The following is a 20,265-nucleotide window of genomic DNA, read 5'->3' on the forward strand; positions in this document are numbered from 1 at the left end:
AAGGGCGGTCGCTACGAGCACGACGCCCCCACCCTTTTCTTGTTTTCTGACCGGCCCCGGGGGCCGGCGGCACTTGCGTGCGGACTGCCGGTTTAGTGCAAGCCCGCGATGTAATCGGCGACTGCCTTGATCTCGCTATCCGACAGACGCTGCGCGATCGTATGCATCGCTTCGTTGTTGTTACGCGCTCCCGGGCCCTGCTGGAACGCGGTCAACTGCGCGACCGTGTAGTCCGACCACTGACCCGACAGCCGCGGATACTGCGACGGAATGCCCTGACCGGTCGGGCCGTGGCAGCTTGCGCATGCCGGCACACCCTTCTCGGCGATCCCGCCACGATAAATCTTCTGTCCGAGCGCAACCGTATCCTTGTTGTGCGCATAACCGGGCTTCGGTGTCTGCTCGGAGAAATACGTCGCGACGTTGACCACATCCTGGTCCGACAACGCAGCCGCCATGCCCGCCATGATCGCATTGTTGCGCGCGGGCTGCTTTGCGCCCGGCTGCGTCTTGAAATCCTTGAGCTGCTTGATCAGATACTCGGGATGTTGACCCGCGAGCTTCGGATACGCGCCGCCGGCGCTGTTTCCATCTGCTCCGTGACATGTCGCGCATACCTGCGCCGCGATTGCCTGTCCCCTGTTGACGTCCGGCTTGGCCGGATCTGCTGCTCTTGCCTGTACCGCTAAAACTGAGAGACCTGCTGCTGTGTGAAGTACCACCAGAAACTTGCCCAGTCGATTCATTCGCACACCCTGTTTCGTCTTGTGGGAATTAGAGGTTCTGCAAAATACGACGGTGACCGATTAACTCCGCAAAGCCTTGCGCACTAGCCTCGCTGGTCTCCAGTAAACCGACGTATTGTACAATAACTCGCTAATCGCCAAGACGCCAGTCGGGCATGTCCCGGCCCGATCAGGGCTCCCTCCGCGTCTCCTCTCTGGTTCCTTCATGGCCTTCCTGCTCCACCAAGCCCGCTTTCTCACCACGGTCAATCACCTGCGCGACCTGCCGCCCACGCCGCAGCCGGAGGTGGCGTTCGCGGGACGATCGAATGCGGGCAAATCGACGGCGATCAACGTGCTGTGCAACCAGAAGCAGCTTGCCTTCGCCAGCAAGACGCCGGGCCGCACGCAGCATATCAACTACTTCTCTGTCGGCCCTGCGGACGAGCCTACGGGCCATATCGTCGATCTGCCGGGCTACGGCTATGCCGAAGTGCCCGGCGCGGCGAAGGCGCACTGGGAGGCGCTGCTGTCCAGCTATCTGCAGTCGCGTGCGCAGCTGCGCGGCATGATCCTGATGATGGACTCGCGACGTCCTCTCACCGAACTCGACCGCCGGATGATCGAATGGTTTGCGCCCACCGGCAAACCGATCCACACGCTGCTGACCAAATGCGACAAATTGACGCGGCAGGAAAGCGTCAATGCGCTGCGGACCACGCAAAAAGGACTGACCGAGTACAAGAATGCGGGCTACGAAGGCGAGCTCAGCGCGCAACTCTTTTCGTCGCTGAAACGGATTGGACTGGACGAGGCGCACGCGCTGATCGAAAGCTGGATCGCGCCGACCGAGGTCGATGAGCCGAGCACCGGGGCCGGTTCATAATGCGTCGTTTCGAGGCGGCTGGGCGGCGACGCGGCGACGCATTTTCGTTCGCCCATAAAAAAACCCGCCGCTTTAACGGCGGGTCAAACAGCCTAATCGAAAAACGACAGGCACCCGCTCAGGGAGGAGAAGCGGGGAGGTCAGCGCATGGCGCCTTGCTCGATCGGTATGATATACCATTGTCTCAAAAAGTTTCCGGGAGGCGTCCGGGACGCGGAGGCAGGGCTTTTTTATCACCTCTACGACATTTGCTATGAGCTTCTACCCGCATCATCGTCCGCGCCGCATGCGCCGCGACGACTTCTCGCGCCGCCTGATGCGCGAGACCATTCTTACGACCAACGACCTGATCTATCCGGTATTCGTCGTCGAAGGCAATAACGAGCGGCAGGCTGTGCCGTCGATGCCGGGCGTCGAACGCGTGTCGGTCGATCTGCTGATGGGCGTCGCCGAGCAGTGCGTGTCGCTGGGCGTGCCTGTGCTGTCGCTGTTCCCCGCCATCGAGCCCGCGCTTAAAACGCCGGACGGCCGCGAAGCGACCAACGAAGCCGGTCTGATTCCGCGCGCGATCCGCGAGCTGAAAAAGCGCTTTCCCGAACTGGGCGTGCTGACCGACGTCGCGCTCGATCCGTACACGAGCCATGGTCAGGACGGTGTCCTCGACGAAAACGGCTACGTGATCAACGACGAGACCGTCGAGATCCTCGTCGATCAGGCGCGCGCGCAGGCCGAGGCCGGCGTCGACATCGTCGCTCCGTCGGACATGATGGACGGGCGCATCGGCGCGATCCGCGAAATGCTGGAGAGCGACGACCATATTCATACGCGGATCATGGCGTACTCGGCCAAATACGCGTCCGCGTTCTACGGTCCATTCCGCGACGCGGTCGGCTCGGCGACGAATCTGGGTAAGAGCAACAAGATGACTTACCAGATGGACCCGGCCAACACCGACGAAGCGCTGCGCGAAGTGCAAGCCGATATTGACGAAGGCGCCGACATGGTGATGGTCAAGCCCGGCATGCCGTACCTCGATATCGTGCGGCGCGTGAAGGACGAGTTCGGCTTTCCGACCTACGTGTATCAGGTGAGCGGCGAGTACGCGATGCTCAAGGCTGCCGCGCAGAACGGCTGGCTGGATCACGACAAGGCGATGATGGAAGCGCTGCTCGCGTTCAAGCGGGCTGGCGCGGACGGCGTGCTGACCTACTTCGCGCTCGATGCCGCGCGTTTGCTGAAGGCGCAGCGCTGATCCGGCGCGGGTTTGTCTCGTTGTAAAAAAGGCGCTGGATTACAGCGCTTTTTTATTGGGCGACCGCGGCCTTCAGGTCTGCGGCGACGGCACCGTCGCACGGTCGAGGCTGCGCAGGAATTCGTCCGCCGATTGATACCCGACGACGCGCAGCACTTCCTTCCCGCTACGATCGAAGAAGATGATGCCCGGCGGCCCGAATAGCTTGAAGCGTTTCAGCAGCGCCTGATCGTCGGCGTTATTCGCGGTCACGTCCGCCCGCAGCAGGTTCAGCTGTTTGAGCCGCGCCAGCACACGCGGGTCGCTGAACGTGAATTTCTCCATCTCCTTGCAACTCACGCACCAGTCCGCGTAGAAATCGAGCATCGTCGGCTGTGCGCCGGCCGCGACCGCCTGGTCGAGTTGCTGCGACGAGCGGACCGGCGCGAACGTCAGATCTGGCTGGGCTGCCGCGCCACCAGCACCCGTCACCGGACCGCGAGCGGCCAGCACGGCGAGCGGCCGCAACGGATCGGCCGATCCCGCCGCGAGCCCGACGAGCAGCACCGTCGCCCAGACCGCGAGCGCCGCACCGATGCCACGCGCGAACCTGCGCCCTAGCGAGACACCGGCCGCAGGCGACGCAAACAGCCCCAGTGACGCTGCCGCGACGAGCAGCCACACGGCACTCAACAGCATTTGCGCGACGGCACCAAGCACCGGCCAGACGATCCACAACGCGGCCGCCAGCAGCACGACGCCGAAGAACACCTTCACGCCGTCCATCCACGCGCCCGCACGCGGCAGCAGCGTGCCGGCACCGAGACCGATCACGAGCAGCGGCACACCCAGCCCGATGCCCATCGAGAACAATGCCGCGCCGCCGAGCCACGCATTGCCCGTGTGTGCGATGAAGGCGAGTACCGCGAACAGCGGGGCCGTCATGCAGGCGCCAACGACCAGCGCGGACAGCGCACCCATCACGGCGACCGCGGCGAACCGGCCGCCCTGACGTCCCTGCGAGACACGCGATGCGCCGTCCTGCCAGCGCTGCGGCAGCACGATGTCGAAACCGGCCATCAGCGTCAACGCGAAAGCGGTCAGCAGCACGGCGAACGTGCCAAGTACCCACGGATTCTGCAGCCACGCACCGAGGCTCTGGCCGACCAGCGCAGCCGCAATACCGAGTGCCGTGTAGACGAGCGCCATCCCGATCACGTACGCGAGCGACAGGGAGAACCCGCGTGCACGCGTCACGCGCGCACCTTCACCGACGATGATCGCCGACAGGATCGGAATCATCGGATACGAGCAGGGCAACAGGCTCAACACGATGCCCGCGATGAAATACAGCCCGACGATCGTGAAAAAGCCGCCGCCCTCGAGCAGCGACTGCGCGTAGTCGGCACTGGTGGCGCGCTCGTACCAGGACGCGCCGTCGTTCGAACCGGTGGGCTTTGCGGTCGACTGTGCGGGTGCACCGCCACTAGCCGCCTGCAGCGCGGCGCCGCTGACGTGATACACACGCGCCATCGGCGGATAGCAGATGCCCGCATCGGCACATCCCTGCGACGTCACCGCGAGATCGAAACCGGCTGCAGCCTGCTTGACCGGAACGTGGATGGTCAACTCACCGCGGTAGGTCTCGACGTTCTTCCCGAACGTCTGATCGAACTTCACGTGACCGGCGGGCAACTGCGGATCGCCGAGCGTCGCCGCGCCGCCCTTCACCACAAACGCAAAGCGCTCGCGATACATGTAGTAGCCGTCGGCGATCTTGTAGTGAACGTCGACGACGCCGGGTGTCTCGCTCGCGCTGAAGCGAAATGCATCGGCGGGATCGAGGAAGTCGTCGGCGGCACGTGCGATGTTCGCCGACAGCAGGACGAGCGCGAACAGCGTGAGAATGATGGCGAGGATGGGCGCGGTGCCGCGCGATCGCCGGTCTATACGGTTAAACATGAATAGTGCGTTGCGTTTCGGCGTTAACCCACTGCCCGTACGCGACCGATGCGGTGGCTTGCCAAGACAGGATTTCGGGCGTCTCGTACGGGTGATGTGATTGAATGAACTGCTCGAGCTCCGGCGCGCGGGCGACGCTCGTCTTGAACAGCACCTGGATCTCGTAGGCGGATTCGATCTTGCCTTGCCAGTGGTAAATCGACTGCACATGGCCCAGTTGCGTCACGCAGGCGGCAAGACGTGCGGCCAGGACGTCGGACGCGAGCTTCCGGGCGATCTCCGCATCGGGCACCGTCGTCAGCATCAAGGTCACATTCAGGCTCACGCACAGGCTCCGGCGGCGGGAAATCAGAGCGTTATCGTAACACTGGGTACCGTGCGTCTGCCGGCAGGCGGTGCGGCTATCGGTCGCGCTGGCTGGCGCGTTCTGCCGTGTTGATCGCGCCCGGGAAATAAAAAAGCCAGGCAAGAGCCTGGCTTTTTATGCAGTTCGACTGCTGTCGCTTTTCGCTTATTCGGCTTCAGCAACGTTGTCGGCTTCGACTGGTTCCGGACGGTCCAGCAGTTCGACCAGCGCCATCGGTGCGTTATCGCCGACGCGGAAACCGAACTTCAGGATACGGAGGTAGCCACCCGGACGATTCGCGAAACGCGGGCCGAGCACGTCGAACAGCTTGCCGACCGAATCACGGTCACGCAGGCGGTTGAATGCCAGACGACGGTTGGCCAGCGACGGCTTCTTGCCGAGCGTGATCAGCGGCTCGACGACTTTACGGAGTTCCTTCGCCTTCGGCAGCGTAGTCTTGATGACTTCGTGCTCGATCAGCGAGTTGGACATGTTACGGAGCATTGCCAGACGGTGGCTGCTCGTGCGGTTCAGTTTCCGCAAACCATGACGGTGACGCATTTCATTTCCTTTGATTCAAAGTTTTGATCCAGCTCTTCTATCGCTTCCCTTGTGGGTAGCACGGGCCGGTAGTGAAAAGGCAAGACGTGGATTTTAAAGGAAAATCCGCGTCTTTGCCAGTCGCGGTACAGCGTGCGATGTTACTTGTCGAGACCAGCCGGCGGCCAGTTTTCGAGCTTCATGCCGAGCGTCAGACCACGCGAAGCGAGTACTTCCTTGATCTCGTTCAGCGACTTCCGGCCCAGATTCGGCGTCTTCAGCAGCTCGTTTTCCGTACGCTGGATCAGGTCGCCGATGTAGTAGATGTTCTCGGCCTTCAGGCAGTTCGCCGAACGAACCGTCAGCTCGAGATCGTCCACCGGACGCAGCAGGATCGGATCGATCTGCGGCGCGCGCGACGGCGCTTCGGCCGCTGCTTCGGTACCTTCCAGCGCAGCGAACACCGACAGCTGATCGACGAGGATGCGGGCCGACTGACGGATCGCTTCTTCCGGCGAAATCACACCGTTGGTTTCGATGTTCATCACGAGCTTGTCGAGGTCAGTACGCTGTTCGACACGCGCGCTCTCGACGGCATAGCTCACGCGGCGAACCGGCGAGAACGATGCGTCCAGCACGATACGGCCGATGATCTTGGCCGATTCCTCGCCGTAGCGACGCACGTTGCCCGGCACATAGCCGCGGCCCTTCTCGACCTTGATCTGCACGTCGAGCTTGCCGCCCTTCGACAGATGCGCGATCACGTGGTCCGGGTTGATCACTTCGCAATCGTGCGCGAGTTCGATATCGCCAGCGGTCACGAGGCCTTCGCCTTCCTTGCGCAACGTGACGGTCACTTCGTCACGATTGTGCAACTTGAATACGACACCCTTCAGGTTCAACAACAGGTTGACCACGTCCTCCTGCACACCGTCGAGCGTCGAGTATTCGTGCACAACGCCTGCGATCGTCACTTCGGTCGGCGCGTAACCGATCATCGACGACAGCAACACACGCCGAAGCGCGTTACCCAAGGTGTGGCCATAGCCGCGTTCAAACGGCTCCATGACCACTTTCGCGTGGCTCTCGCCCAGCGATTCGACTGCGATGATCTTGGGCTTCAACAAACTGGTTTGCATAGGTTTTCCTTTTCAATACCCTCGGCTCGTTACACCGATAAGGCTGACCGGTAACAACCTGAAAATAACCAGCCGAGACGCCCCCTTGCTCAGCGCAATCAGGGTGCCCCGGCCGTTAATCCGATTACCGCGAATACAATTCGACGATCAGGCTTTCGTTGATATCGCCAGCGATGTCGCTGCGTTCCGGCATTTGCTTGAACGTGCCTTCGAACTTCTTCGAATCGACAGCGACCCAACTCGGCAGGCCGCCCTGCTCAGCCAGCGACAGCGCCTCGAGAATACGGGCCTGCTTCTTCGACTGTTCGCGGACTGCCACGATGTCGCCAGACTTGACCTGCAGCGACGGAATGTTCGAAACCTGGCCGTTCACCGTGATCGCCTTGTGGCTCACGAGCTGGCGCGCTTCAGCACGCGTCGAACCGAAACCCATCCGGTAGACGACGTTGTCGAGACGCGATTCGAGCAGTTGCAGCAGCGTTTCGCCGGTGTTGCCCTTGCGGCGGTCCGCTTCCGCGAAGTAGCGGCGGAACTGGCGCTCGAGCACGCCGTAGATGCGCTTCACTTTCTGCTTTTCGCGCAACTGCGTACCGTAATCGGACGTACGGGCACCCGACGTGCGGCCGTGCTGGCCAGGCTTGCTGTCGAGTTTGCACTTGTCAGCGAGCGAACGACGGGCGCTCTTCAGGAAGAGGTCAGTGCCTTCACGGCGGGACAACTTGGCTTTAGGGCCGATATAACGTGCCACTTTGCGTTCCTTCTGTGATTGATCACGTGAAAACCTGCCTTCACGCTAGTCCGAACCCTTTGGGCCGAACGGTGGGCTTAGTCAATTCATAATGCACAAGCCTGTCGACGCCCGAGGCGGCAACAGGCATGAGCAAGCGCGGCGTCTTAGATACGACGACGCTTCGGCGGACGGCAACCGTTGTGCGGAACCGGCGTCACGTCGGAGATCGCGGTGATCTTGATGCCAAGACCATGCAACGCGCGCACCGCGGACTCGCGGCCGGGGCCGGGGCCCTTGATCCGCACTTCGAGGTTCTTTACGCCGTATTCCATCGCCACGCGGCCAGCCGACTCGGCCGCCACCTGGGCTGCAAACGGGGTCGATTTACGCGAACCCTTGAAGCCCTGGCCACCCGACGTCGCCCAGGCAAGCGCGTTGCCTTGACGATCGGTGATCGTGATGATGGTGTTGTTGAACGACGCGTGAACGTGAACCACGCCCTCGGCGACGTTCTTCTTGACCTTCTTGCGAACGCGTTGCGCCGCGGAGTTGTTCGAAGCCTTAGCCATTACATTTTCCTGTAACTGTCAGTCCCGCTTACTTCTTCAGCGATTGCGCTGCACGACGCGGACCCTTGCGCGTACGGGCGTTCGTACGCGTGCGTTGACCACGCAGGGGCAGGCCCTTGCGATGGCGTACGCCACGGTAGCAGCCCAGATCCATCAGGCGCTTGATGTTCATCGTCGTCTCACGGCGCAGATCGCCTTCGACGATGAACTTACCGACTTCTTCACGCAGCTTTTCGAGGTCTGCGTCGTTCAGGTCCTTGACCTTCTTCGAAAATGCCACACCAGCAGCGACGCAAATGTCGCGCGAACGCGTGCGGCCAACACCATAAATCGCCGTCAAGCCGATTTCGGTGTGCTGGTGGTTCGGGATGTTAACCCCTGCGATACGAGCCATTGTTTTTCCTCAAACAAAAAGCGCAAGCAAAAGCGCGGCGTTCAGCCTTGACGCTGTTTGTGGCGCGGATCAGAGCTGCAAATCACGCGCACAACGCCTTTGCGCTTGATGATCTTGCAATTGCGGCAAATGCGCTTAACCGATGCCATCACTTTCATGATATTACCCTTTTTTCAAATCACTTCGCCCGGAAGACGATCCGCGCACGCGACAGATCGTAAGGCGTCAATTCAACCGTCACCTTGTCGCCAGGAAGGATACGGATGTAGTGCATCCGCATCTTCCCGGATATGTGTCCCAATACGACATGGCCGTTTTCCAGCTTCACCCGAAAGGTAGCGTTGGGCAGGTTTTCAATGACCTCGCCCTGCATCTGGATTACATCGTCTTTGGCCATATGTCCTTTCAGCGCATCGGGACGCCGCCGCCTTTGAAGTTTGCTTTCTTCAGCAGCGATTCATACTGTTGCGACATAACGTACGACTGTACCTGCGCCATGAAATCCATTGTGACGACGACAATGATCAGCAGCGACGTTCCACCAAAATAAAACGGCACATTCCAGCGCAGCACCAGAAATTCCGGCAGCAGACAGACGAACACGATGTAGATCGCACCCGCCAGCGTCAAACGCGTGAGAATGCGGTCGATATATCGAGCCGTCTGATCGCCCGGACGAATACCCGGAACGAACGCGCCACTTTTCTTCAGGTTGTCGGCCGTTTCCCTGCTGTTGAACACCAGCGCAGTGTAGAAAAAGCAGAAGAACACGATCGCCAACGCGTACAGCAACACATACACCGGTTGACCGGGCTTCAGCGCCTCGGCCACGTTATGCAGCGTGTCCGAGAACCACCCGGTACGCGATCCCGAGCTGAACCAGTTCAGGATCGTTGCCGGGAACAGGATGATCGACGATGCGAAGATCGGCGGAATCACGCCCGACATGTTCAGCTTCAGCGGCAGATGCGATGACTGGCCACCGTAAATCTTGTTGCCGACCTGACGCTTCGCATAGTTCACGAGGATCTTGCGCTGGCCGCGTTCGATGAACACCACCAGATACGTCACAGCTGCGATCAGCGCGACCACGATAATCGCGGACACCGGCCCCATCGCGCCGGTTTGCACCAGCGAGACCAGCCCGCCGATCGCATTCGGGAAACCCGCCGCGATCCCGCCGAAAATAATGATCGAGATACCGTTACCGAGACCGCGCTCCGTGATCTGCTCGCCGAGCCACATCAGGAACATCGTGCCCGTCACGAGCGTCACGACGGTCGTCAGCCGGAACACCATCCCCGGATCGAGGACCAGCCCTGGCTGATTCTCGAGCGCCACCGCAATACCGAACGCCTGGAACGTCGCCAGCAAGACAGTGAAAATCCGTGTGTACTGCGTGATCTTCCGCTGCCCCGCCTGCCCTTCTTTCTTCAGCGCTTCGAGCTGTGGCGATACGATCGCCAGCAACTGCATGATGATCGACGCCGAGATGTACGGCATGATCCCCAGCGCGAAAATCGTAAATCGCGAAAGCGCGCCGCCCGAGAACATGTTGAACATGCCAAGGATGCCGCCCGACTGGCTCTGGAACAACTTCGCCAGCTGGTCCGGGTCGATACCCGGCACCGGAATGTGCGCGCCAATTCGGTAGACGATCAGCGCCAGCAGCAGAAACACTGCTCGCCGACGCAGATCGCCGAACTTCGCCGCGCTTCGACCAGGTTTTGCGAGACTCGGGCTGTTAGCCAAGTACCTTCTCCGATGCAAATGCTAGTGACGGCAACCGACTTGCTCGTTACTCGGCAAAAGAACCGCCTGCTGCTTCAATCGCAGCACGCGCGCCCTTCGTCGCACCCAGGCCCTTCACCACGATCTTCCGCTTCAGCTCGCCCGTCGCGATGATCTTGGCGCTGCGCGTCAGTTCGCCGACGAGGCCGGCTTGCTTCAACGCGAGCAGATCGATCTCATCGACCGGCAGCTTTTCCAGATCGGAGAGGCGCACTTCACCAACGAATTGCTTCGTCAGCGACGTGAAGCCACGCTTCGGCAGGCGACGTTGCAGCGGCATTTGACCGCCTTCGAAGCCTACCTTGTGGAAGCCGCCCGAACGCGATTTCTGGCCCTTGTGACCACGACCTGCGGTCTTGCCGAGGCCGGAGCCGATGCCGCGGCCGACGCGACGCTTCGCGTGCTTCGAACCTTCTGCCGGCTTCAGGTTATTCAATTCCATTATCAACTCCTAGTCGGAAGCCTTAGCCAATGACCTTAACGAGGTACGAGACCTTGTTGATCATGCCGCGGACCGCCGGCGTGTCCTGCAACTCACTGATGGAGTTGAGTCGGCGCAGGCCCAAGCCACGCACCGTTGCACGATGCGTTTCGCGGGTCCCAATCAGGCTCTTGACGAGCTGAACCTTGACAGTTTTTTCAGACATGGTGCCCACCTTTAGCCCAGAATTTCTTCGACGGACTTACCACGCTTCGCCGCGATGTCACCCGGCGTGGACTGCTTGCGCAGACCGTCGAGCGTTGCACGAACGAGGTTGTACGGATTCGTCGAACCGTGGCTCTTCGCCACAACGTTCTGCACGCCCATCACGTCGAACACAGCACGCATCGGGCCGCCGGCGATCACACCGGTACCGTCCTTCGCCGGAGCGAGGAGGACCTTCGATGCGCCGTGCTTGCCGTGCACTTCGTGTTGCAGCGTGCCGTTCTTGAGCGGCACCTTGAACATGTTGCGACGAGCCTGTTCCATTGCCTTCTGGACGGCAACCGGCACTTCCTTCGCCTTGCCCTTGCCCATACCGACGCGGCCATCGCCATCACCGACCACGGTCAGTGCGGCAAAGCCGAGAATCCGACCACCCTTCACGACCTTGGTCACGCGATTGACCGAGATCATCTTTTCACGAAGGCCGTCGTCGCGTTCGTCAGCCTGAACTTTCGCTTGCATCTTTGCCATGACGAATTCTTCCCTTAGAACTTGAGCCCGGCTTCGCGCGCTGCATCAGCCAGCGCTTTCACGCGGCCGTGGTAGCGGAAACCTGAGCGGTCGAAGGCGACGGATTCGATGCCGGCAGCCTTAGCCTTTTCTGCGATGCGCTTGCCGATCAGCGTGGCAGCGGCGACGTTGCCGCCCTTGCCCGTCTTGTCGGCCAGTTGCGCACGCACTTCGGCTTCGAGCGTCGACGCGCTGGCGAGCACCTTGGTGCCGCACGGCGAGAACACCTGTGCATAGATGTGCGTGTTCGTGCGATGCACGGCGAGACGCGCGACCTGCAGCTCAGCGATCTTGATACGCGTCTGACGAGCGCGGCGCAGGCGAGATTGAGTCTTATCCATGATTGCGCACCCTTACTTCTTCTTCGTTTCTTTAAGGATCACGACCTCGTCGGCATAGCGCACACCCTTGCCCTTATAGGGCTCGGGCGGGCGGTAACCGCGCACTTCCGCAGCTACCTGGCCGACCTTCTGCTTGTCGATTCCCTTGATCACGATTTCGGTCTGCGATGGGGTTTCAGCCTTCACGCCTTCCGGCATCTGGTGCACCACCGGGTGCGAGAAACCCAGCGACAGGTTCAACTTGTCGCCTTGCGCCTGTGCGCGATAACCGACGCCAACCAGCGTCAGCTTGCGCTCGAAACCCTTCGTGACACCGAGCACCATGTTCGCTACCAGCGCGCGCATCGTGCCCGACATCGCATTTGCTTCGCGGCTTTCGTCAGCCGGCTCGAACTTCACGACGCCGCTGTCAATCACCACCTTCACGAGACTGTTGCCGATCCGCGAAATCGTACCGAGCGGACCCTTGACGGTGATGCTCTCGCCGCTGAGGGCCACTTCCGCGCCTTGCAGCGTGATCGGGCTTTTACCTACTCGAGACATGTTTCTTCTCCCTTCGGCTTAAGCGACGTAGCAGATGACTTCGCCGCCCACGCCTGTAGCGCGCGCCTTGCGGTCCGTCATCACGCCCTTCGGCGTCGAAACAATCGCCACACCAAGGCCATTCATGACCTGGGGAATGTCGTTGCGGCCGCGGTACACGCGCAGACCGGGCTTCGATACGCGCTCAAGGCGCTCGATAACCGGACGGCCAGCGTAGTACTTCAACGCAATATTCAGTTCCGACTTCGCACCTTCTGACTTCACTGCGAAATCGTCGATATAGCCTTCGTCCTTCAGGACCTGCGCAATCGCAATCTTGACTTTCGACGAGGGCATAGTCACCGACACTTTCTCGACCATCTGCGCATTGCGGATGCGAGTCAGCATATCGGCGATAGGATCACTCATGCTCATTTACGTCTCTCCTATTACCAGCTCGCCTTGGTCAGGCCAGGGATCTCGCCGCGGAACGCGATTTCGCGAATCTTGTTACGCGCAAGGCCGAATTTACGGAACGTGCCGCGCGGGCGACCAGTAATCGCGCAACGATTGCGCTTACGGGTCGGGTTCGAATTGCGCGGCAGTTGCTGCAATTCCAGACGCGCCGCATAGCGCTCTTCGTCCGACTTGCTTTGGTCGTCGATGATCGCCTTCAGCGCAGTGCGCTTCGGTGCGAACTTCGCGGCAAGGCGGGCGCGCTTCTTTTCACGTTCGATCAGTGCCAGTTTAGCCACGGTAACCTCAGTTTCTGAACGGGAACTTGAAGCTGGCGAGCAGTGCCTTTGCTTCGTCGTCAGTCTTCGCAGTCGTCGTGATGCTGATGTTCAGCCCACGCAGCGCGTCGATCTTGTCGTAGTCAATTTCGGGGAAAATGATCTGCTCTTTCACACCGATGTTGTAGTTGCCGCGACCGTCGAACGCACGACCCGACACGCCACGGAAGTCGCGCACACGGGGGAGCGCAACCGTCACGAAACGGTCCAGAAATTCGTACATTGCCTGACCACGCAGCGTGACCATCGCACCGATCGGGTAGCCCTGACGGATCTTGAAGCCGGCAATTGCCTTGCGCGCCTTCGTGATCACCGGCTTCTGACCGGCGATCTTCGTCAGATCGCCAACAGCGTTTTCGATGATCTTCTTGTCAGCGACGGCTTCGCCAAGACCCATGTTCAGGGTGATCTTGGTGATGCGCGGCACTTCCATCACGGACTTGTAACCGAATTTCTCGGTCAGACCGGGAACGACCTTCTCTTTGTAAAATTCTTGCAAACGTGCCATTTTTTACTCCGCTGCGTCAGGCGCTCAGCACTGCACCGGTCGATTTCAGGAAACGAACCTTCTTGTCTCCCTCGACCTTGATGCCGACACGCGACGGCTTGCCATTCGCGTCGACCAGCGCGACGTTCGAAATATGCAACGGCATCGTCTTAGCTTCCACGCCGCCCGTCGTACCCTTCATCGGATTCGGCTTGACATGCTTCTTGGCGATGTTAATGCCCTCGACGGTCACATGCTCTTCGCCGATGGCCAGCACGACGCCGCGCTTGCCCTTGTCCTTGCCGGTGACAACGATGACTTCATCACCCTTGCGAATCTTGTTCATCTCGACCCCCTTACAGCACTTCCGGCGCCAGCGAAACGATCTTCATAAACCGTTCGCTACGCAACTCACGCGTGACCGGCCCGAAAATACGGGTGCCGATAGGCTCGAGCTTGGCATTCAAAAGCACGGCGGCATTGCCATCAAACTTGATCAGCGAGCCGTCCTGACGGCGCACGCCCTTGGCGGTGCGAACCACCACGGCGTTGTAAATTTCGCCTTTCTTCACGCGTCCGCGCGGCGTAGCCTCTTTGACGCTCACCTTGATGATGTCGCCGATGCTGGCATAACGACGCTTCGAGCCGCCGAGCACCTTGATGCACATGACTTCACGCGCACCTGTGTTGTCGGCCACTTCAAGCCGAGTTTCGGTCTGAATCATGGTTTATCATTCCCAACTTAATCCGGCCGCACCACCATGGCACACCCGGTCAGTCTTGGTCCCGTCAGCCAACTGGCCGCTTGGGTTAGAACAGCAGCGACGGCCGACGAAACCCGCCATCGCAATCCGGTGAATCTTTCGACTCGGACTGGCGCCCGACCCGCTTCCCCCACCAACTTCGCCCGCGACGGGGCTCCCACAAAGAGGGAAGACCGAGATTATAACAAATAATCCCGGCCCTGCAAGCGAAACTTACTACGATTTCAACTACGTCTACAGCTATGCAGCTTTTAGATCACGCGTGCCGATTCGACCAGGCGCGACACGGTCCAAGCCTTCGTCTTCGCGATCGGACGAGTTTCCTGGATTTCGACGAGGTCACCCTCGTTGTACGTGTTTGCCTCGTCGTGCGCGTGGTACTTCTTCGAGCGCACAACGTACTTGCCGTAGATCGGGTGCTTGACGCGGTGCTCGACCAGCACGGTGACGGTCTTGTCCATCTTGTTGCTGACGACCTTGCCGACCAGCGTCCGCTTAAGCGAGGTTTTTACGCTATCGTTCATTTCTGGTTCGCCTTCTCAGTCAGGACGGTCCGCACGCGTGCGATGTCGCGACGAACCTTCTTCAGCTGGCTCGTGTTCGTGAGCTGCTGGGTCGCGAGTTGCATACGCAGGCCGAATTGCGCCTTCAACAGGTCCGACAGCTCCTTGTTGAGCGCGGCCTGATCTTTCTGGTGAAGTTCGGTAGCCTTCATCATTTACTCCTTAGGCGCCGAGCTGGCGCACGATAAACGCCGTCTTCAGCGGCAGCTTCGCTGCAGCCAGACGGAACGCTTCGCGTGCCAGTTCTTCGGTTACGCCGTCCATTTCGTACAGCATCTTGCCCGGTTGAATCTCCGCGACGTAGTACTCCGGGTTACCCTTACCGTTACCCATACGTACTTCCGCCGGCTTTTGCGAGATCGGCTTGTCCGGGAAAATGCGGATCCAGATTCGGCCGCCGCGCTTGATGTGACGCGTCATGGCACGACGCGCCGCTTCAATTTGACGCGCCGTCAGACGGCCGCGACCGATAGACTTCAGGCCGTACTCACCGAACGACACTGCGTTGCCGCGAGTAGCCACACCGGTGTTACGACCCTTCTGCTCTTTGCGATACTTCCTGCGTTTCGGTTGCAGCATCGTTATTCTCCAGTCTTGCCGTCGCCGCCGGCGCCGCCAGCACCACCCGTACGACGCGGGGCGCCACGGCGTGCACCTGCCGGAGCACCACCTTCACCATCGCGACGCGGACGGCGATCGCCACCCGGACGTGCGTTGCGGCGCGGGCGCTTCTCTTCGGCAACTTCTTCCACCACCGGCGCGTCGTTGCGGCCGAGCGTGTCGCCCTTGTAGACCCACACCTTGACGCCGATGATGCCGTACGTCGTCTTCGCTTCCGAAGTGGCGTAGTCGATGTCAGCACGCAGCGTGTGAAGCGGCACGCGACCTTCGCGATACCATTCCGTACGGGCAATTTCGATCCCGTTCAGGCGGCCCGCGCTCATGATCTTGATGCCTTGGGCACCCAGACGCATCGCGTTTTGCATCGCACGCTTCATCGCGCGTCGGAACATGATCCGACGCTCGAGCTGTTGCGTGATCGAATCCGCGATCAGTTGCGCATCGGTTTCCGGCTTACGGATTTCTTCAATGTTGACATGAACCGGCACGCCCATGCGACGTTGCAGTTCCGTCTTCAGCAGTTCGATATCCTCGCCCTTCTTGCCGATCACGACACCCGGACGCGAGCTGTAAATCGTGATGCGTGCGTTCTTTGCCGGACGCTCGATCACCACACGGCCCACCGAAGCGTTCTTCAGCTTCTTCTTCAGGTATTCACGAACACCGATGTCTTCCTGCAACATCGCCGCGAAATTGCTGTTGTTCGCATACCAGCGCGAAGCCCAGTTGCGGCTGACGGCCAAACGGAAGCCAGTCGGATGAATTTTCTGTCCCATCGTATGACCCCTTAATTCCCGACCGTCACAGTGATGTGACAGGATTGCTTCTCGATGCGGTTACCGCGGCCTTTAGCGCGCGCAGTAAAACGCTTGAGAGAGGCGGCCTTATCGATATAGATGCTCGTGATCTTGAGCTCGTCGATATCGGCGCCTTCGTTGTGCTCCGCATTCGCGATCGCCGACAGCACGACCTTTTTCACGATGCCAGCCGCTTTCTTCGGCGAGAACGTCAGAACGTTCAGCGCCTTGTCGACCGGCAAACCGCGGATCTGGTCAGCCACAAGGCGCGTTTTCTGCGCCGAGATGCGGGCACCGCGATGAATTGCTTTCACTTCCATCATGAGCCCCTTATTTCTTGGCCTTCTTGTCGGCTGCATGACCCTTGAACGTACGGGTCAATGCAAACTCGCCAAGCTTGTGGCCGACCATGTTTTCCGAGACGTACACCGGAACGTGTTGACGGCCGTTGTGAACGGCGATCGTCAGACCGATGAAGTCCGGGAGAATCGTCGAACGACGCGACCATGTCTTGATCGGTTTTTTGTCGCGCGTAGCTGCAGCCGCCTCAACTTTCTTCAGCAAATGGGCGTCGCAGAACGGACCTTTTTTAACAGAACGTGCCATTGCCTACTCCTTAACGCTTGTGACGGCGCTGGACGATCATCGTCGTCGTGCGCTTGTTGCTGCGGGTACGATAGCCCTTCGTCGGCGTGCCCCACGGGCTCACCGGATGGCGACCTGCTGCCGTCTTGCCTTCGCCGCCGCCGTGCGGGTGATCGACCGGGTTCATTGCAACGCCGCGCACCGTCGGACGGATACCGCGCCAGCGGTTCGCGCCGGCCTTACCGATTTGACGGAGGCTGTGTTCTTCGTTGCCCACTTCACCGATCGTTGCGCGGCACTCGATATGCACGCGGCGGATTTCGCCGGAGCGCAGGCGAACCTGCGCGTACGTGCCTTCGCGAGCCAGCAGCATGGCCGACGTACCAGCCGAACGCGCGATTTGCGCGCCCTTGCCCGGCAGCATTTCGATGCAGTGAATCGTCGTACCGACCGGGATGTTGCGGATCGGCAGCGTGTTGCCCGCCTTGATCGGCGCTTCCGAACCGGACAGCAACTGCTGGCCAACCGTCATGCCCTTCGAAGCGATGATGTAACGACGTTCGCCGTCTGCGTACAGAACCAGTGCGATGTTCGCGCTACGGTTCGGGTCATACTCGAGACGCTCGACCTTCGCCGGGATGCCGTCTTTCGTACGCTTGAAGTCCACGATACGATACTGTTGCTTATGACCACCACCCTTATGACGCGTGGTGATGCGGCCGTTGTTGTTACGGCCGGCGGTCACGCTCTGCGAATCGAGCAGCGGGGCAAACGGCTTGCCCTTGTGCAGATCCTTGTTGACCACCTTGACCATCGCGCGGCGGCCCGGCGAAGTCGGCTTAACTTTAACGATTGCCATGATTACTTGGCCTCCGCTTCAAAGTTGATTTCCTGGCCGGGCTTCAGGCAGACATACGCCTTCTTCACGTCCTTGCGCTTGCCCATGAAACGGCCAAAGCGCTTGGCTTTACCTTTCTGGACCAGCATGTTGACGGAATTGACTTCCACCTTGAACATCAGCTCGACAGCAGCCTTCACTTCCTGCTTCGTCGCATCCGGCGCGACTTCGAACACGACTTGCTCGTGCTTGTCGGCCACCAGCGTCGCCTTTTCGGAGATCACCGGCGCGAGCAGAACCTGCATCAAACGATGATCGTTCTTGCGAATCTCGCTCATGACAGCAACTCCTCGATCTGGGCGACCGCTGCTTTCGTGATCAGGATCTTCTTGAAGTAGATCAGCGACAGCGGGTCGGCATAACGCGGCTCGACAACCGCCACATGGGCGAGGTTGCGCGACGCGAGGTACAGGTTTTCGTCGACCGTGTCGGTAATGACCAGCACGGAATCGAGACCCATTGCCTTGAATTTTTCGGCCAGCAGCTTGGTCTTCGGCGCTTCGAGCGTCAGCTCGTCCACCACCGAGATACGGCCTTCACGGGCCAGCTGCGAGAAGATCGAGCAGAGACCTGCGCGATGCATCTTCTTGTTGACCTTGTGCGAGAAGTTTTCTTCCGGCGAATTCGGGAAGATACGGCCACCGCCGCGCCACAACGGGCTCGACGACATACCGGCACGGGCGCGGCCCGTACCCTTCTGGCGCCACGGCTTCTTGGTCGTGTGCTTGACCTGCTCACGATCCTTCTGCGCGCGGTTGCCGCTGCGGGCGTTGGCCTGATAGGCCACCACGACCTGGTGAATCAGGGCTTCGTTGTAGTCACGGCCGAACACGACGTCCGACGCGCTAACTGCTGCGCCTTCCTGACCATTTTCATTCAGGAGCTTGAGTTCCATTATTTCGCTCCTTTCACGGCACGCGCCTTCACGGCCGGCGTCACGATGACCTTGCCACCCTTCGCACCCGGAACGGCGCCCCTGACCAGCAACAGCTTGCGGTCGGCGTCGATACGAGCGATTTCGAGGTTTTGCACCGTAACGGTATCGTCACCCATGTGACCGGTCATGCGCTTACCCGGAAACACGCGACCCGGATCCTGCGCCATACCGATCGAACCCGGCACGTTGTGCGAGCGCGAGTTACCGTGCGAAGCACGGCCGGATGCGAAGTTGTAACGCTTGATGGTACCGGCGTAGCCCTTACCGATCGACACGCCTTGCACGTCGACTTTCTGGCCCACTTCGAAGAGATCAACGTCGACCACTGCACCAGCCGACAACTCGGCTGCCTTGGCGGCATCGATCTGGAATTCCTTGAGGATTTCGCCTGCCTGAACACCGGCTTTGGCGAGATGACCTGCGATCGGCTTCGTCACGCGCGACGCGCGACGCGTACCGAAAGCAACCTGAACAGCTGTGTAGCCGTCGGTTTCAACAGTCTTGATCTGCGTCACGCGGTTGTCGGACACGTCCAGCACGGTAACAGGAATCGAATCCCCATCAGCCGTAAAGATACGGGTCATGCCAACCTTGCGACCTACGAGTCCAAGGCTCATCGTTTTCTCCATTCCCGACTGCGATTGGTCGGGGCTAATTTACAAAATGCCGGCGCTGACCGGTCGATACCGGGCAAATCGCGCCGACTTTTTTGCGCAAATGCGCGAAAAGCCGTCCATTATAGCGAGGCTTTTCGTTTTCCGCAAGCAATCAAAGACTTAGCGCTACCCAGCAAACCGGGCAGCCGCGGGAAACCTTATTGCAGCTTGATTTCGACGTCCACGCCTGCCGGCAGATCGAGCTTCATCAGCGCATCGACGGTCTTGTCCGTCGGATCGACGATGTCCATCAGGCGCTGATGGGTGCGGATTTCGAGCTGGTCGCGCGACGTCTTGTTGACGTGCGGCGAACGCAGAATGTCGAAGCGCTGGATGCGCGTCGGCAGCGGCACCGGGCCACGAACGATTGCGCCAGTCCGCTTCGCGGTCTCGACGATTTCAGCCGCCGACTGGTCGATCAGACGATAGTCGAAAGCCTTCAGGCGAATGCGGATTTTCTGGTTCGGCATGGTAATTCCTTGAAAAGAGCGAGGCGGTATTGCACCGCCGGATTAAAAAAGAACGTAGGGCCGAGCACCCTCCACAGAGGTGGACACCCGGCCCCGGGCACCTTTGCTGCAACTGCGAACCAGCGATTTTACTCGATGATCTTCGCGACGACACCGGCGCCGACGGTACGACCGCCTTCACGGATGGCGAAGCGCAGGCCTTCTTCCATCGCGATCGGGTGGATCAGCTTCACCGTGATCGACACGTTGTCGCCCGGCATCACCATTTCCTTGTCCTTCGGCAGCTCGATCGAGCCCGTCA

At 60.2% G+C, this 20,265-nt stretch carries 34 protein-coding genes and 1 pseudogene; 2 read left to right on the forward strand and 33 right to left on the reverse strand.

Features of this window, described 5'->3' with window-relative positions:
* Positions 1 to 92 precede the first annotated feature (92 nt).
* The gene (locus tag ACREXZ_RS23020) at positions 93 to 746 is read right to left on the reverse strand and encodes a c-type cytochrome (protein WP_431766424.1); all 654 of its coding nucleotides are present in this window, start codon (positions 744 to 746) and stop codon (positions 93 to 95) included.
* Between the two features lie 205 nt (positions 747 to 951).
* Here ACREXZ_RS23020 and yihA point away from each other — a divergent pair, with 205 nt between their 5' ends.
* Both yihA and hemB read left to right on the forward strand, forming a co-directional pair.
* Complete coding sequence (gene yihA, locus ACREXZ_RS23025) at positions 952 to 1,611, forward strand: ribosome biogenesis GTP-binding protein YihA/YsxC (protein WP_431766450.1); 660 nt, start codon at positions 952 to 954, stop codon at positions 1,609 to 1,611.
* A 253-nt stretch (positions 1,612 to 1,864) separates the two neighbouring features.
* Positions 1,865 to 2,863, forward strand: a complete 999-nt coding sequence (hemB, locus tag ACREXZ_RS23030) for a porphobilinogen synthase (protein ID WP_431766425.1) — start codon at positions 1,865 to 1,867, stop codon at positions 2,861 to 2,863.
* Between the two features lie 72 nt (positions 2,864 to 2,935).
* Here the strand turns inward: hemB and dsbD are convergent, their stop codons facing one another.
* The 32 genes and pseudogenes from dsbD to tuf all read right to left on the reverse strand — a co-directional run.
* Positions 2,936 to 4,804 (reverse strand): protein-disulfide reductase DsbD, encoded by a 1,869-nt coding sequence (gene dsbD / locus ACREXZ_RS23035; RefSeq protein ID WP_431766426.1) that lies wholly within the window; start codon positions 4,802 to 4,804, stop codon positions 2,936 to 2,938.
* A complete protein-coding gene (cutA, locus tag ACREXZ_RS23040) occupies positions 4,797 to 5,108 on the reverse strand; it encodes a divalent-cation tolerance protein CutA (protein ID WP_431766427.1) in 312 nt (103 codons plus the stop codon). The genes dsbD and cutA overlap by 8 nt, the downstream gene beginning before the upstream one ends.
* A 207-nt stretch (positions 5,109 to 5,315) precedes the next feature.
* Positions 5,316 to 5,711: a 50S ribosomal protein L17 gene (rplQ, locus tag ACREXZ_RS23045; protein ID WP_431766428.1), complete on the reverse strand. Its 396-nt coding sequence runs from the start codon at positions 5,709 to 5,711 to the stop codon at positions 5,316 to 5,318.
* A 140-nt stretch (positions 5,712 to 5,851) separates the two neighbouring features.
* The gene (locus tag ACREXZ_RS23050; protein WP_091019650.1) at positions 5,852 to 6,829 is read right to left on the reverse strand and encodes a DNA-directed RNA polymerase subunit alpha; all 978 of its coding nucleotides are present in this window, start codon (positions 6,827 to 6,829) and stop codon (positions 5,852 to 5,854) included.
* 124 nt (positions 6,830 to 6,953) lie between these two features.
* The gene (rpsD, locus tag ACREXZ_RS23055; RefSeq protein WP_431766429.1) at positions 6,954 to 7,577 is read right to left on the reverse strand and encodes a 30S ribosomal protein S4; all 624 of its coding nucleotides are present in this window, start codon (positions 7,575 to 7,577) and stop codon (positions 6,954 to 6,956) included.
* Positions 7,578 to 7,723: 146 nt separating this feature from the next.
* Positions 7,724 to 8,128: a 30S ribosomal protein S11 gene (gene rpsK, locus ACREXZ_RS23060; protein ID WP_006052224.1), complete on the reverse strand. Its 405-nt coding sequence runs from the start codon at positions 8,126 to 8,128 to the stop codon at positions 7,724 to 7,726.
* Positions 8,129 to 8,156: 28 nt separating this feature from the next.
* Positions 8,157 to 8,522 carry a 30S ribosomal protein S13 gene (gene rpsM / locus ACREXZ_RS23065; protein WP_012434566.1) on the reverse strand — a complete coding sequence of 122 codons (366 nt, stop codon included), beginning with the start codon at positions 8,520 to 8,522 and terminating at the stop codon, positions 8,157 to 8,159.
* A gap of 41 nt (positions 8,523 to 8,563) precedes the next feature.
* Entirely contained in the window at positions 8,564 to 8,680 is a 117-nt protein-coding gene (rpmJ, locus tag ACREXZ_RS23070) for a 50S ribosomal protein L36 (RefSeq protein WP_004199844.1), read from the reverse strand.
* A 20-nt stretch (positions 8,681 to 8,700) separates the two neighbouring features.
* Positions 8,701 to 8,919 (reverse strand): translation initiation factor IF-1, encoded by a 219-nt coding sequence (infA, locus tag ACREXZ_RS23075; RefSeq protein ID WP_004521905.1) that lies wholly within the window; start codon positions 8,917 to 8,919, stop codon positions 8,701 to 8,703.
* 8 nt (positions 8,920 to 8,927) lie between these two features.
* A complete protein-coding gene (secY, locus tag ACREXZ_RS23080) occupies positions 8,928 to 10,274 on the reverse strand; it encodes a preprotein translocase subunit SecY (protein ID WP_431766430.1) in 1,347 nt (448 codons plus the stop codon).
* A 46-nt stretch (positions 10,275 to 10,320) separates the two neighbouring features.
* Complete coding sequence (gene rplO / locus ACREXZ_RS23085) at positions 10,321 to 10,755, reverse strand: 50S ribosomal protein L15 (RefSeq protein WP_431766431.1); 435 nt, start codon at positions 10,753 to 10,755, stop codon at positions 10,321 to 10,323.
* A 22-nt stretch (positions 10,756 to 10,777) separates the two neighbouring features.
* Entirely contained in the window at positions 10,778 to 10,960 is a 183-nt protein-coding gene (gene rpmD, locus ACREXZ_RS23090) for a 50S ribosomal protein L30 (protein WP_042626366.1), read from the reverse strand.
* 11 nt (positions 10,961 to 10,971) lie between these two features.
* Complete coding sequence (gene rpsE / locus ACREXZ_RS23095) at positions 10,972 to 11,490, reverse strand: 30S ribosomal protein S5 (RefSeq protein WP_173256845.1); 519 nt, start codon at positions 11,488 to 11,490, stop codon at positions 10,972 to 10,974.
* Between the two features lie 14 nt (positions 11,491 to 11,504).
* On the reverse strand, positions 11,505 to 11,870 hold the full coding sequence (gene rplR / locus ACREXZ_RS23100; protein WP_094778387.1) for a 50S ribosomal protein L18: 366 nt from the start codon (positions 11,868 to 11,870) through the stop codon (positions 11,505 to 11,507).
* A 12-nt stretch (positions 11,871 to 11,882) separates the two neighbouring features.
* Positions 11,883 to 12,413 carry a 50S ribosomal protein L6 gene (rplF, locus tag ACREXZ_RS23105; protein ID WP_431766432.1) on the reverse strand — a complete coding sequence of 177 codons (531 nt, stop codon included), beginning with the start codon at positions 12,411 to 12,413 and terminating at the stop codon, positions 11,883 to 11,885.
* A gap of 18 nt (positions 12,414 to 12,431) precedes the next feature.
* Entirely contained in the window at positions 12,432 to 12,827 is a 396-nt protein-coding gene (gene rpsH, locus ACREXZ_RS23110; RefSeq protein ID WP_091019626.1) for a 30S ribosomal protein S8, read from the reverse strand.
* Positions 12,828 to 12,841: 14 nt separating this feature from the next.
* Positions 12,842 to 13,147 carry a 30S ribosomal protein S14 gene (rpsN, locus tag ACREXZ_RS23115; RefSeq protein ID WP_431766433.1) on the reverse strand — a complete coding sequence of 102 codons (306 nt, stop codon included), beginning with the start codon at positions 13,145 to 13,147 and terminating at the stop codon, positions 12,842 to 12,844.
* Positions 13,148 to 13,154: 7 nt separating this feature from the next.
* Positions 13,155 to 13,694, reverse strand: a complete 540-nt coding sequence (rplE, locus tag ACREXZ_RS23120; RefSeq protein ID WP_091019622.1) for a 50S ribosomal protein L5 — start codon at positions 13,692 to 13,694, stop codon at positions 13,155 to 13,157.
* Between the two features lie 16 nt (positions 13,695 to 13,710).
* A complete protein-coding gene (gene rplX / locus ACREXZ_RS23125; protein ID WP_133651025.1) occupies positions 13,711 to 14,019 on the reverse strand; it encodes a 50S ribosomal protein L24 in 309 nt (102 codons plus the stop codon).
* Positions 14,020 to 14,029: 10 nt separating this feature from the next.
* The gene (gene rplN / locus ACREXZ_RS23130) at positions 14,030 to 14,398 is read right to left on the reverse strand and encodes a 50S ribosomal protein L14 (protein WP_431766434.1); all 369 of its coding nucleotides are present in this window, start codon (positions 14,396 to 14,398) and stop codon (positions 14,030 to 14,032) included.
* A 290-nt stretch (positions 14,399 to 14,688) separates the two neighbouring features.
* The gene (gene rpsQ, locus ACREXZ_RS23135; RefSeq protein WP_431766435.1) at positions 14,689 to 14,961 is read right to left on the reverse strand and encodes a 30S ribosomal protein S17; all 273 of its coding nucleotides are present in this window, start codon (positions 14,959 to 14,961) and stop codon (positions 14,689 to 14,691) included.
* Positions 14,958 to 15,152 (reverse strand): 50S ribosomal protein L29, encoded by a 195-nt coding sequence (gene rpmC / locus ACREXZ_RS23140; RefSeq protein ID WP_408505241.1) that lies wholly within the window; start codon positions 15,150 to 15,152, stop codon positions 14,958 to 14,960. The genes rpsQ and rpmC overlap by 4 nt, the downstream gene beginning before the upstream one ends.
* 10 nt (positions 15,153 to 15,162) lie before the next feature.
* Positions 15,163 to 15,579, reverse strand: coding sequence for a 50S ribosomal protein L16 (gene rplP / locus ACREXZ_RS23145; RefSeq protein ID WP_091019613.1), 417 nt, complete (start codon positions 15,577 to 15,579; stop codon positions 15,163 to 15,165).
* 2 nt (positions 15,580 to 15,581) lie between these two features.
* Positions 15,582 to 16,397 (reverse strand): 30S ribosomal protein S3, encoded by an 816-nt coding sequence (gene rpsC, locus ACREXZ_RS23150; RefSeq protein ID WP_431766436.1) that lies wholly within the window; start codon positions 16,395 to 16,397, stop codon positions 15,582 to 15,584.
* 11 nt (positions 16,398 to 16,408) lie between these two features.
* The gene (rplV, locus tag ACREXZ_RS23155) at positions 16,409 to 16,741 is read right to left on the reverse strand and encodes a 50S ribosomal protein L22 (RefSeq protein ID WP_007180133.1); all 333 of its coding nucleotides are present in this window, start codon (positions 16,739 to 16,741) and stop codon (positions 16,409 to 16,411) included.
* A 7-nt stretch (positions 16,742 to 16,748) separates the two neighbouring features.
* Positions 16,749 to 17,024: a 30S ribosomal protein S19 gene (gene rpsS, locus ACREXZ_RS23160; RefSeq protein ID WP_091019609.1), complete on the reverse strand. Its 276-nt coding sequence runs from the start codon at positions 17,022 to 17,024 to the stop codon at positions 16,749 to 16,751.
* A 10-nt stretch (positions 17,025 to 17,034) separates the two neighbouring features.
* Positions 17,035 to 17,862: a 50S ribosomal protein L2 gene (gene rplB, locus ACREXZ_RS23165; protein ID WP_431766437.1), complete on the reverse strand. Its 828-nt coding sequence runs from the start codon at positions 17,860 to 17,862 to the stop codon at positions 17,035 to 17,037.
* A gap of 2 nt (positions 17,863 to 17,864) precedes the next feature.
* Positions 17,865 to 18,179: a 50S ribosomal protein L23 gene (gene rplW / locus ACREXZ_RS23170; RefSeq protein WP_431766438.1), complete on the reverse strand. Its 315-nt coding sequence runs from the start codon at positions 18,177 to 18,179 to the stop codon at positions 17,865 to 17,867.
* Positions 18,176 to 18,796, reverse strand: coding sequence for a 50S ribosomal protein L4 (rplD, locus tag ACREXZ_RS23175; protein WP_431766439.1), 621 nt, complete (start codon positions 18,794 to 18,796; stop codon positions 18,176 to 18,178). Before rplD ends, rplW begins: the two co-directional genes overlap by 4 nt.
* The gene (gene rplC, locus ACREXZ_RS23180; RefSeq protein ID WP_431766440.1) at positions 18,796 to 19,455 is read right to left on the reverse strand and encodes a 50S ribosomal protein L3; all 660 of its coding nucleotides are present in this window, start codon (positions 19,453 to 19,455) and stop codon (positions 18,796 to 18,798) included. The genes rplD and rplC overlap by 1 nt, the downstream gene beginning before the upstream one ends.
* 197 nt (positions 19,456 to 19,652) lie before the next feature.
* The gene (gene rpsJ / locus ACREXZ_RS23185) at positions 19,653 to 19,964 is read right to left on the reverse strand and encodes a 30S ribosomal protein S10 (protein WP_431766441.1); all 312 of its coding nucleotides are present in this window, start codon (positions 19,962 to 19,964) and stop codon (positions 19,653 to 19,655) included.
* A gap of 128 nt (positions 19,965 to 20,092) precedes the next feature.
* Positions 20,093 to 20,265: pseudogene (tuf, locus tag ACREXZ_RS23190) on the reverse strand (elongation factor Tu); the annotation flags it as partial.

The sequence above is a fragment of the Paraburkholderia sp. genome (assembly GCF_050742655.1).
Lineage (GTDB): Bacteria > Pseudomonadota > Gammaproteobacteria > Burkholderiales > Burkholderiaceae > Paraburkholderia.